At 61.5% G+C, this 11,628-nt stretch carries 12 protein-coding genes; 6 read left to right on the forward strand and 6 right to left on the reverse strand.

The genetic code is table 11. The features are described from left to right. Positions 1-64 precede the first annotated feature (64 nt). Positions 65-208, reverse strand: coding sequence for a hypothetical protein (locus tag VSX42_RS05245; protein WP_167752381.1), 144 nt, complete (start codon positions 206-208; stop codon positions 65-67). 283 nt (positions 209-491) lie between these two features. Between VSX42_RS05245 and VSX42_RS05250 the strand changes: the two genes are divergently transcribed. Continuing rightward, positions 492-1,376: a DNA-formamidopyrimidine glycosylase family protein gene (locus VSX42_RS05250; protein WP_326503285.1), complete on the forward strand. Its 885-nt coding sequence runs from the start codon at positions 492-494 to the stop codon at positions 1,374-1,376. A 13-nt stretch (positions 1,377-1,389) separates the two neighbouring features. Here VSX42_RS05250 and VSX42_RS05255 read toward each other — a convergent pair whose 3' ends face one another. Then, positions 1,390-2,508, reverse strand: a complete 1,119-nt coding sequence (locus VSX42_RS05255; RefSeq protein WP_326503286.1) for an ATP-binding protein — start codon at positions 2,506-2,508, stop codon at positions 1,390-1,392. A 96-nt stretch (positions 2,509-2,604) separates the two neighbouring features. Between VSX42_RS05255 and VSX42_RS05260 the strand changes: the two genes are divergently transcribed. Continuing rightward, a complete protein-coding gene (locus VSX42_RS05260; RefSeq protein ID WP_326503287.1) occupies positions 2,605-3,933 on the forward strand; it encodes a peptidase T in 1,329 nt (442 codons plus the stop codon). A gap of 117 nt (positions 3,934-4,050) precedes the next feature. Here VSX42_RS05260 and VSX42_RS05265 read toward each other — a convergent pair whose 3' ends face one another. After that, on the reverse strand, positions 4,051-4,173 hold the full coding sequence (locus tag VSX42_RS05265) for a hypothetical protein (RefSeq protein ID WP_272878483.1): 123 nt from the start codon (positions 4,171-4,173) through the stop codon (positions 4,051-4,053). A 132-nt stretch (positions 4,174-4,305) separates the two neighbouring features. Here VSX42_RS05265 and VSX42_RS05270 point away from each other — a divergent pair, with 132 nt between their 5' ends. Beyond that, positions 4,306-5,421 carry a pseudouridine synthase gene (locus VSX42_RS05270; protein ID WP_326503288.1) on the forward strand — a complete coding sequence of 372 codons (1,116 nt, stop codon included), beginning with the start codon at positions 4,306-4,308 and terminating at the stop codon, positions 5,419-5,421. Between the two features lie 87 nt (positions 5,422-5,508). Here VSX42_RS05270 and VSX42_RS05275 read toward each other — a convergent pair whose 3' ends face one another. Next, positions 5,509-6,828: an MFS transporter gene (locus VSX42_RS05275; protein WP_326503289.1), complete on the reverse strand. Its 1,320-nt coding sequence runs from the start codon at positions 6,826-6,828 to the stop codon at positions 5,509-5,511. 189 nt (positions 6,829-7,017) lie between these two features. Between VSX42_RS05275 and VSX42_RS05280 the strand changes: the two genes are divergently transcribed. Further along, positions 7,018-8,280, forward strand: a complete 1,263-nt coding sequence (locus VSX42_RS05280) for a glycoside hydrolase family 76 protein (protein WP_326503290.1) — start codon at positions 7,018-7,020, stop codon at positions 8,278-8,280. Here the strand turns inward: VSX42_RS05280 and VSX42_RS05285 are convergent. Next, positions 8,254-8,658: a hypothetical protein gene (locus tag VSX42_RS05285; RefSeq protein WP_326503291.1), complete on the reverse strand. Its 405-nt coding sequence runs from the start codon at positions 8,656-8,658 to the stop codon at positions 8,254-8,256. The genes VSX42_RS05280 and VSX42_RS05285 overlap by 27 nt on opposite strands. Positions 8,659-8,920: 262 nt before the next feature. Beyond that, on the reverse strand, positions 8,921-9,385 hold the full coding sequence (locus VSX42_RS05290; protein WP_237210547.1) for a MarR family winged helix-turn-helix transcriptional regulator: 465 nt from the start codon (positions 9,383-9,385) through the stop codon (positions 8,921-8,923). 100 nt (positions 9,386-9,485) lie between these two features. Here VSX42_RS05290 and VSX42_RS05295 point away from each other — a divergent pair, with 100 nt between their 5' ends. Then, positions 9,486-9,905: an organic hydroperoxide resistance protein gene (locus VSX42_RS05295; protein WP_326503292.1), complete on the forward strand. Its 420-nt coding sequence runs from the start codon at positions 9,486-9,488 to the stop codon at positions 9,903-9,905. A 186-nt stretch (positions 9,906-10,091) separates the two neighbouring features. Then, the gene (locus VSX42_RS05300; RefSeq protein WP_326503293.1) at positions 10,092-11,606 is read left to right on the forward strand and encodes a SulP family inorganic anion transporter; all 1,515 of its coding nucleotides are present in this window, start codon (positions 10,092-10,094) and stop codon (positions 11,604-11,606) included. Positions 11,607-11,628: the final 22 nt, after the last annotated feature.

The raw sequence follows: 11,628 nt of genomic DNA on the forward strand, positions 1-11,628 counted from the left end.
AAACAGCAGAACCTCCCTTGCGTGGGGCAAGGGAGGTTCTGAGTGGCTAGCGGTCTCTCATTGATTAGGCGGTGAGGTTGTACTCCACGCCCTCGTAGCCAGCGCGGAAGGCGCGGACGCTGCGGGTAAGGTGCACGTAGAAAGCACCGAGAGACATCACAAGCATCATGACCATAACAACCATGAGTGCGGTAAAGAGCAGATTCATTGTTCTGACCTCCATCTAGGGGACAGGCAGCTGGGAGACCGCCTAAGGAGTCAGGGCCTACTCTAGCAACATCGCATGAGCCTGCCCTTTGTATTAAGTTAGTGCTGGGCCATAAACTTCAACGGTGAAGCATGACGTGAAACGACTATACACCCTTTCAGCAGGTGGCACGCAAGTTTTGCAGTAATTCTGGTCTACACTGTGAGCAGAGGGGCGCGCAGGGCGTCATAGATAGGTCATATTAGACAAGTCACATTTTGATAACACGGAGGGGTGCTTAGCAGTGCCTGAAGGCGATACCGTATGGCGGCAGGCCCGCTCTCTCCACCGCGCCCTTGCCGGTAGAACAGCCCACACTACAGATTTCCGCTACCCCCAGGTTGCCGACATCAATCTGGCGGGCCAGCCCATTCACGGGGCCCTGGCCCGGGGTAAGCATATTCTGCTGCGTATCGGTGAGATGACCGTGCACTCCCACCTGAAGATGGACGGCATCTGGCACCTCTATGGGCTAGATGCGGACGGCGCACGTGAGAAGTGGCGGCGCCCGGCTGATCAGGTGCGGGCTCTGATTCAGGCTAATGCAAGGATTGATAGTGACGGGCAGGTAGTGCCCGGCAGCCACCCGGTCGAAGCTGTGGGCTTTACCCTGGGGCTACTTGAGGTTTTCCCCACCAGCCAGGAGGCTGACCGCCTATCCTACCTGGGCCCCGATCTGCTTGGTCCCGACTGGTCGGTTGAGCAGGCGGTAGCTAACCTAGCTGCCCGGCCGGAGCGCCCCTTAGGGGTAGCCCTGCTCGATCAGAAGAACCTGGCCGGTATTGGCACCATCTACCGGGCTGAGACCTGTTTTCTCGCGGGTCTTGACCCGCGCACCCCGGTGGGGGCGGTGCCCGATATCGCTGCCGTGGTCTCGATCGCCCGCCTGCTGCTGGATGCTAACCGCGGGCGTCCGCACCGGGTCACCCGCACCAGCGCCGAGCCGCTCTGGTGCTACGGGCGGGCAGGTCGCCCCTGCTACCGCTGCGGGGAAACCATCAGCAAGGAAGACCTCTCAGAAACCGGCACCGGCGCCGACCGCTACGCAGCGGGCCACCTGTACGCCCGCGAGGAAGACACCGACCGCATTAGCTTCCGCTGCCCCGGCTGCCAGGAGCTGCCGGGCTAAACCTGCCACTAGGCTAAGCAAAATGTTCACCAGCAACATGCTCGCGCAGATATTCCCGTAGATAAGGAATCGTAAAATCCACGTAACCGTGCTGAGAAGACTCGATGAGCTCATACCCCATCAAACGATTCCGATAGGTATTCGCATACTGCGGAGTGCTACCTAAACGATTTGCTATATCAGACATCTTGCTCGGCCCATCATCAACAGACATCGCTGCAAGAAAGCTCTTATCTACGCCAGACAGACCCGCCAAAGCAGGCTCATGCACCAGATGCCCCACCCGGCGCCGGGCAGCAGCCACCCCGCGCTCAGCAGCTTCAAGCCCAATTACGGAATCAGCTCTAGCAGCACGCCAGCTCTCATACCCAACACTCTGAATCAAAAACGGGTAACCACCGGTGCCTTCAACAGCTAAGGTAAGGGCTTCTTCACTGAAGGGCTTACCAAACTGTGTGGCTGGCCCTTGCAAGGCTTCCTCAATATCGAGCGGATTCACGGCCCCCAGGGTGATACGCTCAGCGCGACGCAGAAAGGTCAGCACCTCGTCCCCGGTTAAATCGTGGACGGCCTGAGGCAGACCCGCTGCAATAAAAGCAATATTCTTGCCCTGGCGGAAAGCATGTTGGACTTCTTGAGTCAGCACCCTGAGGTCATCGAGAGCGTTACGATGGGCCTCATCTACAGTTATTAAAAGTCCTCCACCTTGCTCTGCTGCAAGGTCGGCAACCTCAAATAAGAGGGAACGAAAACCGCCCAGAGGCGCCTTACCTTCTGACCACCCGACGGCGCCTCCCACACCAAATAGGTTTACTTCGATTTGGTTGAGTTTTCGGGCATCTTGTTTGCCTAGATCATAAAGCAGGCGAGGTAGACGCTCATCTTTGAGTTCCTGTATAAGGCCGGGGCGGGCAGTCATAGATACTACGGCCCACCCGTGATGTAGGGCCAGGTCCTCGTAGGCATTCAGAAGAACGGTTTTGCCAGAGCCTCGTGTTCCCGTTACGAGCAGGGCTCGGGCAGGTGCACCGGGGCCATCTTCAAGGGCTTCTTCAAAGTCAGCGAGAAGCTGCGCCCGCCCGACCAGCAGAGGAGGGGTAACACCGAAGGTTGGCGTAAAAGGGTTAGCCATACGCTTCCCACACCTTTCTCATACTTTCTTATTCTTATTTATTCTTTCTTATTTTTTATATCTTGGGTAGAGCATGCGGGGAGTAAACTACTCACCATGACCACCACCACATTTACCCCCACCTATACCCCAGATGCAGATGTACAGGAGGCCCTGGCCGCCCGCTTTCTGCGCTACTCGGCGATCTCTAGCCAGTCGGACGCCTCAGCATCGGTCGTGCCCACCAGCCAGGGACAGTGGGAGCTGGCCCGTCTGCTCAAGGACGAACTCACGGCAGCCGGTGCCCACAACGTGCACCTGAGCGACACCTGCGTGCTGACCGCCCGCATTCCCTCCACCCTGCCCGCAGGCACCGAAGCCCCCGCCGTCGGATTCTGCACCCACCTCGATACGGTTGACGTCAACCTCTCCCCCGACGTGCACGCCCGCGTCATCGACTACCCCGGCGGGGACATCTGCCTGAACACCGACCTCAACATCTGGTTGCGCGAGGCCGAGCACCCCGAAATCACCCGCTACACCGGCCAGCGCATCATCGTCACCGACGGCACCAGTGTGCTGGGAGCGGACGACAAGGCCGGGGTCGCCTCGGTCATGGAAGCAGCCGTGCGGCTCTTAGCTGCAGACGCGGACGCCGCCGGGCAGGCGGGTGCCCAGGGGCAGGGAAGCGGGGCGGGTGCGTCCGCCCATCCCGATATCTACCTCTCCTTTGTGCCGGATGAAGAAATCGGCCTGCTGGGCGTGCGCACCATGGACCTGGCGCGCTTCCCCGTGGATTATGCCTACACCCTGGACTGCTGCGAACTGGGTGAACTGGTTGAGGCTACCTTCAATGCCGGGCATGCCCGTCTGCACGTTGAGGGCGTGACCGCCCACCCGATGAACTCCAAGGGCAACCTGGTCAACCCGATTCTGGTGGCCCACGACTTTGTGGCGGCCCTCGACCGCGCTCAGACCCCCGAGCACACTGAGGGGCGTGAGGGCTACCTCTGGGTCAATGGGATGGCGGGCAACCAGGCGACCGCAACCGTCGATATCAGTATCCGCGACCACGACCGAGCCAGCTACGAGGCCAAAAAGGACTTCCTGCGCGACCTATCTGAGCGGACGGCAGAAGCCAACCCGCGGGCGTCCGTGCAGCTGGATATCTCAGATATCTACAGCAACCTTGAGGACGCCAAAACCAGCGCCAACGCCGTGGCGGCCGAGCATCTGCGCGCCGCCTTTGCCCGGCTGGGTATCGAGCCCATCAACCTGGCCATGCGCGGGGGCACCGACGGCTCGTACCTCTCCACCCGGGGAATCTACACCCCCAACTTCTTCACGGGAGCGCACAACTTCCACTCCAACTGCGAGTTCCTGCCCCTACCCGCCTTTGAGGCTAGCTACCGGGTGGTGCGGGAGCTGATGGTGGGTTCCCTTTAGCCACCCTTGACGCACAATACAAAGCAGATAAACTGGTTTTATCTTAAGGATGACAGCAAACAAGGCGGGGCAACCCCGGTAGCCGCTTACTACCAGAGTCACCCCTTGCTGTAGGACCTATCGAATGAACGGTTCGATAGCTTCCAAAAGCTTTGCTACAGCTCCGATGAGTATTGCAGTAGCGACGATTCTGACTGCAATCTTGTCGGGGCTGTTTTTCTTAGCCTTGCTTTTAGCCACAGCCATTACCTCCTCTCTGGTCTCACGCTCGCGGAGATTTTCTTAAGGATGGATGTACCGCGTGGAGTCCACGAGAGAGGCAGTTCAACTCTATCAAGCAGGCCTTGGGGTCTACCTGCGATAATAGAGCCCATGCGCCGAATCAACCGCCACCTTTCCCCCAAGCCCCTGCCCCAGCGCAACGGGATTGACGCCGTCTCTTTTGTGCTACCCGACGCGGGCAACCCCGAGGACGATACCCTGGGGGCAACCACGGTGCTGGACTACCTGGTAGCCCGCTTCTACCCCCACGAGCGCTCCCTCTTCACCTCCCGTTTTGATCGCGATGAGGTGAAGGACGCCGACGGGCAAGCCGTTGCCCCCGACGCCCCTTTGACCGGTCAAAAGATCTGGTACTACCGGGAACTGGGCGTTGAGAAGCCGGTTCCCTTTGACATGCCGGTGCTCTACGAGGACGAGTGGGTGCTGGCCATTGATAAGCCCCACTTCCTGCCTACCACCCCGAACGGCTCTTTTGTCGCGCATACTGCCCTGACCCAGCTGCGGGTGCGGGAGAACAACCCCGATCTGATTCCGATTCACCGCCTGGATCGGGCAACTGCCGGGGTGGTACTTTTTGCCAAGACCCCAGAGGCCCGCGCCCCTTTTCAGACCATGTTCCAGCGGCGAGAACCCACCAAGACCTACGAGGCAGTGGCGGTTCCCATCGCCGGGCTGGAGGTGGGGCAGAGTCTGACGGTGCGCTCGCGCATTGATAACCAGCACGGGGCCCTGCAAGTAGCCCACACCGGAGTTGAGCTTCTGCCCGGTGACACCGGGCCCCTGCCCGTTGAGACCAAGGCGGAGCGACGCGAGCGCCGCCGCTCCGGGGCGTCCTTTGAGGGGCTGAATGCCCAGTCGCGTATTACCTGCCTGACGGTGTTTGAGGTGGCGGACGGCGTCCTGCCCGCTGTTTCTGAAGCCAACCCGGCCCTGCCCCTGCCGCAGGCGGGCACGTCCCTGGCCCACTATCTTTTGGAACCGCATACCGGTAAGACCCACCAGTTGCGGGTGCACCTGGCGGCAGCCGGGGCCCCGATTGTGGGGGACGTGGTCTACCCGGTCGTCCTGCCCATCGCCGAGGACGAGCCAGCCCTCCCCCTCCAGCTGCTGGCCAGGTCGCTGACCTTCCCCCACCCCTTCACCGGGGACGTCGTGACGGTGCAGAGCGGGCGGAGGCTAGGCCTCATCGAAGCTTCTGCCCCCTAGCCGCCGAATGTGACACCTTTTCCCGAATGTCGGGAGTAAACACACCCGCTCGGGAATACAAGGCACATTCGGCCCGGGACTTTGAAGCTACTCGGCTACAGGTACAGGGGCACCCTTTTCTACTGACTCAGCACTCCTGGCTGGCAGCAGCTGCAGACCGCGCACCACCAGGTAGATAGCCGCCAGTAGCCAAAGGCCAGCGAGTACCCAGGCCACCTGGTAAATCGTCACAAAGGCCAAAACCGCCGAGGTCGCCACCAGGCCAATCGGCCCGGCCACCTGGCTAATAGCCATAAAGATAGAGAAGGACCGGCCGCGAATCTGCTCGGGTACACCCTCGGTCACCAGCAGGGTCTGCAGGGGGTTCATAATACCCCCGCCCAAGCCGGAAATCCCCAAGCCCACGATGGCTAACCAGGAAGTTTCGAGCAGGGCCATGCCAAAGAAGGCCAGGGTATAGAAGACCATACCCACCACCCAGGCCCGGCGCGGGAAGGGAATAATCTTCCCCGCCACCATGCTGGTCACCATCATGCCCACGGCAAAGGCAGACATGGACGCCCCGTACAGCCCCGGCTGGTTAATCCCCTGGAAGTGGGCAGGCAGAAGCACCATCAGATAGGGCATTACCAGGACCATCGATAGCAAAGAATCCAGAGCCAGCAGACGAATCACCGGGTAGCCCAGGGCTTTCTTCCAGCCCGCAAGCCCCTTGAGGGGGTCTTCGGTAGGGGCTTCAGGGGAGGACGCTGGCACCTGCCCGTCCGCACCCGGTTGGGCGGGGGCGTCCTGACCCTCAGCAAGGACGTCCGCCCCTGCCTTCTGCAGGCGTAGGGAGGCGGTCAGCGCGGCGGCCACCAGGGAGCAAGCAGCCGTGATCCAGAGAACCTGCTCGATGGGCAGGGCCGTCATCAGCACACCAGCCGCAGCGGGTCCGACCAAGAAACTCACCCCGCTCAGGGCCTGATTCCAGCCAGAAATCTGGGCGACCTTCTTACCAGAGGTTTCAGCAACATCGCCGACCAGGGCAGCCCGGGCGCTCATACCGGGAATATCACCCACCGCACCCAAAATACCGATAACAATGAACCAGCTCAGCGTCAGCCCAAAAACCATATCAACCGCAATCACGGCCACCACCGACAGACCCGAAATAATATCCGAAATCACCGACACCGGTTTCAGACCCAGACTATCGACCAGGTTGCCCCCAAAATAGGCAAAAACCAGCGACGGCACTGCAATCGCAGCCGCCACGATACCGGCAGCAGCCGGGTTACCAGTGCGCTCTAGCACCAGCCAGGGCCAGACAATACCGGCAATAGAATTGCCCAGCATCGACAGGGCAGCAGAAGACAAATAAACCCAGACAGCAGAAACCCGCCCGGTGGAAGAAGAGGTGTGCATAAACACAAACTCTAGCCGATACCCCCCCCCCAGTGCCAAGAGGTGCCACTTACTCCCGAGCGTGGGGGGTTAGACTGCCCCGCTCGGGAATAAGAGGCGCATTCAGCGCAGACCCACTAGCCCCACCAGCCGGTAGACTAAAAACCGGCCCAGGCCACCGCCCACCGACGCGCCACAGAAAGAGACACCATGCGCCCCAAGCACCTGCAGCACTCACCCGACCAGCTCGCAGCGCTCACCGCCGAGCACCGCCAGGCGCTGGGGCAGCGGGCAGGTACCGCCGCCTACTCTGTGACACGACTCTTCGGGCACCGGGTCGCAGGCCTCCCCGGCACTCTACTAGGACGCACCCTGCACCCCGACACCCGCCGCCGCAGCCAGCGGCACGGCGAATGGCACTACTGGTGGCAGGCCCACCTACTCGACAACCTGGTCGATGCCGGCTTCCGCCAGCTCACCGCACCCGACGGGCAGGAGCAGGCCCGGGCGTTCCTCCAGCAGGCCCGCGCGGTGCTACGTGGCATTCAAGTACGCAACTTCGGCTCCTACCCCAACTCCTTCTACGACGACATGGCCTGGCTGACCCTGGCCTGCGAGCGCCTCAACCGGCTGGCGCTCGCGGTGGAGGGGAACGGAGATTCTGCTGCCCAGGACGCTGCCACCCGGCTCTACCGGGAGCTGGCAGCTGCCTGCACCCCTGAGGTGGGTGGGGGTGCCTTCTGGTCGAAGGACCACGATTTTAAGAACACCCCGGCAACCGCTCCCATTGCCCTGGCTCTCGCGCGGGCCCACCGGTATGACGAGGCGGCTGCCCTGCTGAACTGGCTGCACGCCAACCTCTTTGACGCCAAGCACGGCCTCTACCTGGACGGGGTCAAGGTGGCCGGGCGCGGGAATCGTGCCGAGATCTCCTCGGTGGAGCGTGGTCTCTACACCTATAACCAGGGGCCGGTTCTCGCGGCCTATCTGGCGATGCTTGATGCCGGTAAGTCTGAGCTGCTGACGGTTGACCCGGCTGAGCACATCGCCGAGGTTCTGGCCGGTATTGACCGGGAGTTTGGTCGCGATTTTGAGGTGTCAGAGGCAGAAACCCTGCGGGTTCTAGCGACCCAGGGCGGCGGGGACGGTGGGCTTTTTACCGGTATTTTGGTGCGCTACCTTGCCGAGGTTGCCACTCACGCTGCCCTACCGCAGGGCGTGCGGGAGCAGGCGCGGGATTTCATCCTTGCAACCGCCGAGCTCTTGTGGGACGGACGCCGCGAGTTCGACCCCGACCTGCCCATGAACGAGCTCGGCATCGACCCGACCGAGATTCGCGGTGAGGCTGTCGCGCTCTTTTCACCCGATGTCACCCGGCATATTTCTGAGGTGCTCAAGCCTGCCCAGCCGGTTGATCTTTCAACCCAGCTCCAGGCCTGGATGGTGCTAGAAGCGGCGGCGCGGGTTTTCTAGGGCGGGCGCGGCCGCCTTATTCGCGCGGTAGACGGCCCAAAGTCCCAGCGCACCCAGAAGCACCAGCAGTAAGCCCACGGTATAGCTCGAGGCAATCTCAGACACCGGGAAACTGAACCCTGACGGATACCAGAACATGCCGGTGACGAGGGGCTCTGCTACAGCCCCCGCGGGAACCAGATAGCGCAGGAGCTTCCCTGCACAGTCGTCCTGCGCGGACCTAGCGCCCAACCAGCCCAGGGGCCCCGATATGATGACGGCTGCAATAAACCAGTGGTAGTTCTCAATCCAGATGCTGGCTTCCATGATGCCAAGCAGGTTCCCCAGGGCGTAGTGCCCGGCTAGGGCCCCTAAGGACACCGCCACCGCGGCTGTCACAGGCCCCCCAGAGCGGGGCGGGGCGAGTTCTGCTGCCGGACCACAGCCAGCCCGCGTAGAACCCCAGGGCTGCCCATAGGGTGCCCGAGTTGAGGAACTTACTCACCACCTTACGCGCATAGGTGATGGCCTCAGCTTGACCCGAGAGCTGGGCTTCTGTGGTGATATTGCTCAGCAGCGATGCAACCGCTATGCAGAGGACCAGAGCGATGCAGGTGAGCAAGGGTCGGGCTTTGAAACGCGCAAGAACCATACCCCTAACCTACTTGGTTCCGTCTGCCCGTGGAGGTGTTTCGGCCAGGTGCTCAGCCAGGGCATCGAGTTCGGCCTTGAGGGCCAGGACGTCGAGGCCCTCGACCGCGCAGGCGGCGTAGATGGCCCCGGGGACGGACGCCGCGCGTCCTCTCAGCTCCTGCCCGGCAGGGGTGAGGCTGATGAGGGTGCGACGCTCGTCGCGGGCGTCACGGGTCTTAGTCAGCAGGCCGTGGTCAATCAGGCGTTTGATGAGCGGAGTCAGGGTGCCGCTGTCGAGGTCCAGGCGGGCGGCAAGTTCTTTCATGCCCAGCCCGTCGGGGTTCTCCCACATAACCAGCATGACCAGGTACTGGGGATAGGTCAGGCCCAGCTCCCCCAGGTGCTGCTGGTAGGCGCGGGTGACAGCCCGGCTGGAGCGGTAGAGGGAGAAGCAGAGCTGGTTGTCAAGGGCGAGGCTGCTGTCTTGGTTCATTCCACCCAGTATAGGTTGTGGGCAAATTATCAGCCAACAATTTACTTGCACACAATTAGATTGTGTACAATATAATTAAAACCTCATGAAAGGAAACCCCATGGAACCCCTCTACACCACCGAAGCTCTAGCAACCGGTGAAGGCCGCAACGGCCACGTCCGCACCATTGACGGCGCTTTTGACGCCGATCTCGCCATTCCCGTTGAGATGGGCGGCTCCGGCAAGGGCCTGAACCCCGAGCAGCTCTTTGCCTCCGGCTACGCTGCCTGCTTCCACTCTGCCCTGCAGATGGTTGCCCGCATGCAGAAGAAGAACATCGAGGGCTCCTCCGTAGGGGCTAAGGTCTCTATCGGCAAGCAGGGCGAGGGCTTTGGCCTGGCCGTTGAGCTTGAGGTCGTCATTCCTGAACTTCCTCAGGACGAGGCCCAGGCACTGGCCGATGCAGCCCACCAGGTCTGCCCCTACTCCAACGCCACCCGCGGCAACATCCCCGTGACCGTCACCGTCTCTGACGACTAAGCTCGCACCCCACACCCGCACCGAATGTCGCCGAAAGCTTCATAGGTATGCTCTTCCTGCATACCTATGAAGCTTTCGCTTACCCTCAGCACGGAGCGATACGGCTAACTAGCTTCCCTAAAGACAGGACGCAGCGGGGCGGGTAAAGTGTGTCAGGCACCTAGCCACCGCAAGAGAAGAAGCCGAATGACCGCGTCCTCACCCACAGCCCACCAGACCGCACCGCTCAGCCCCCAGGAGCGCCAGTCAGTGCTGCACACCTTGCGCTCCCCCAAGCTGCTCTTCATCGAGGTACTCGCCGGTCTCGTAACCTCCCTTGCCCTGATCCCAGAGGCCCTCGCCTTTGCCGTGGTGGCAGGTGTCGACCCCCAGGTGGGTCTCTTTACTTCGGTGGTGCTGGCCATGGTCATTGCCTTCACCGGCGGACGGCCCGCCATGATCTCTGGCGCGGCAGGTTCAACAGCAATCGTCATAGCGCCCCTGGTCGCCAGTCACGGCCTGGACTACCTAATCGCCACGGTTCTTCTAGCGGGTCTTTTACAAATCCTCTTTGCTGCCGTCGGCATTGCTAAGCTCATGCGGTTTATCCCGCGCCAGGTCATGGTGGGCTTCGTCAATGCCCTCGCCATCCTGATTTTCTCTTCCCAGCTACCCCAGCTCATCGGGGTGCCCTGGCTGGTCTACCCCATGGTGGCGGTGGGCCTGCTCCTGGTCTTCGGGCTGCCCCGGCTCTCCCAGAATATCCCCGCCCCGCTAATTGTTATCGTCCTGCTCACCGGCTTTGCCCTAGCAGCCGGGGCCCAGGTGCCCACCGTTGGCGATTACGGCCAGCTGCCCTCGTCCTTGCCTTCCCTGATCTTCCCCGAGGTTCCCCTGACCGGCGAGACCCTCGCGATTATCACCCCCTACGCCCTGGGTATCGCCTTCGTAGGGCTAGTGGAATCGCTCATGACGGCCAAGCTCGTGGACGACATCACCGATACCCACTCCAACAAAACCCGTGAGTCCTGGGGCCTGGGCGTAGCTAACCTCGCCACCGGTTTCTTCGGTGGTATGGGTGGTTGCGCCATGATCGGGCAGACCATGATTAACGTCAACGGGGCCCGGGCCCGCACCCGCATATCAACCTTCTTCTCGGGCTTCTTTATTCTGGTGCTCTCGCTGGTTCTTGGGGATATCGTGGCTATGATTCCAATGGCCGCCCTGGTTGCGATTATGGTCTATGTTGCTCTGACCACCTTTGACTGGCATTCGGTGCAACCTGCAACCCTACGCGCCCTGCCCAAGGCTGAAACCCTGGTCATGGTGATTACCGTTGCCCTAACCCTGCTCACCCACAACCTGGCCCTGGGCGTCGGCGCAGGCATCCTGGCAGCCTGCGCCTTCTTTGCCCGCCGCGTTGCCCGATTCGTGACGGTAGAACGTTCTCTCGAAGGCGCAGAGGGGCAGCTAGCCGTGTACACCGTATCGGGTCAGCTCTTCTTTGCCTCGTCAAACGACCTCTACACCCTCTTTGACTATACAGCTGACCCAGGGACGGTTCGCATCGACCTATCCGGCGCCCACCTGTGGGACGCTTCGACCGTATCAGCCCTCGATGCCATTACCACCAAATACGAGAAGCTGGGCAAGCAGGTGGAGATTGTAGGCTTAGGCGCTATCTCCGGCGAACTGCACGGCCGTCTCACCGGCAGGCTCTAGCCCTTCCCCACTCACCCGGTAG

The organism is Rothia nasimurium (genome assembly GCF_035916755.1).
GTDB lineage: Bacteria > Actinomycetota > Actinomycetes > Actinomycetales > Micrococcaceae > Rothia.

Excerpts from the sequence above, each read along its gene's own strand:
- VSX42_RS05245 (WP_167752381.1), bottom strand. The coding sequence starts at position 208 with ATGAATCTGCTCTTTACCGCACTCATGGTTGTTATGGTCATGATGCTT.
- VSX42_RS05255 (WP_326503286.1), bottom strand. The coding sequence starts at position 2,508 with ATGGCTAACCCTTTTACGCCAACCTTCGGTGTTACCCCTCCTCTGCTG.
- VSX42_RS05260 (WP_326503287.1), top strand. The coding sequence starts at position 2,605 with ATGACCACCACCACATTTACCCCCACCTATACCCCAGATGCAGATGTA.
- VSX42_RS05270 (WP_326503288.1), top strand. The coding sequence starts at position 4,306 with ATGCGCCGAATCAACCGCCACCTTTCCCCCAAGCCCCTGCCCCAGCGC.
- VSX42_RS05275 (WP_326503289.1), bottom strand. The coding sequence starts at position 6,828 with ATGCACACCTCTTCTTCCACCGGGCGGGTTTCTGCTGTCTGGGTTTAT.
- VSX42_RS05280 (WP_326503290.1), top strand. The coding sequence starts at position 7,018 with ATGCGCCCCAAGCACCTGCAGCACTCACCCGACCAGCTCGCAGCGCTC.
- VSX42_RS05290 (WP_237210547.1), bottom strand. The coding sequence starts at position 9,385 with ATGAACCAAGACAGCAGCCTCGCCCTTGACAACCAGCTCTGCTTCTCC.
- VSX42_RS05295 (WP_326503292.1), top strand. The coding sequence starts at position 9,486 with ATGGAACCCCTCTACACCACCGAAGCTCTAGCAACCGGTGAAGGCCGC.
- VSX42_RS05300 (WP_326503293.1), top strand. The coding sequence starts at position 10,092 with ATGACCGCGTCCTCACCCACAGCCCACCAGACCGCACCGCTCAGCCCC.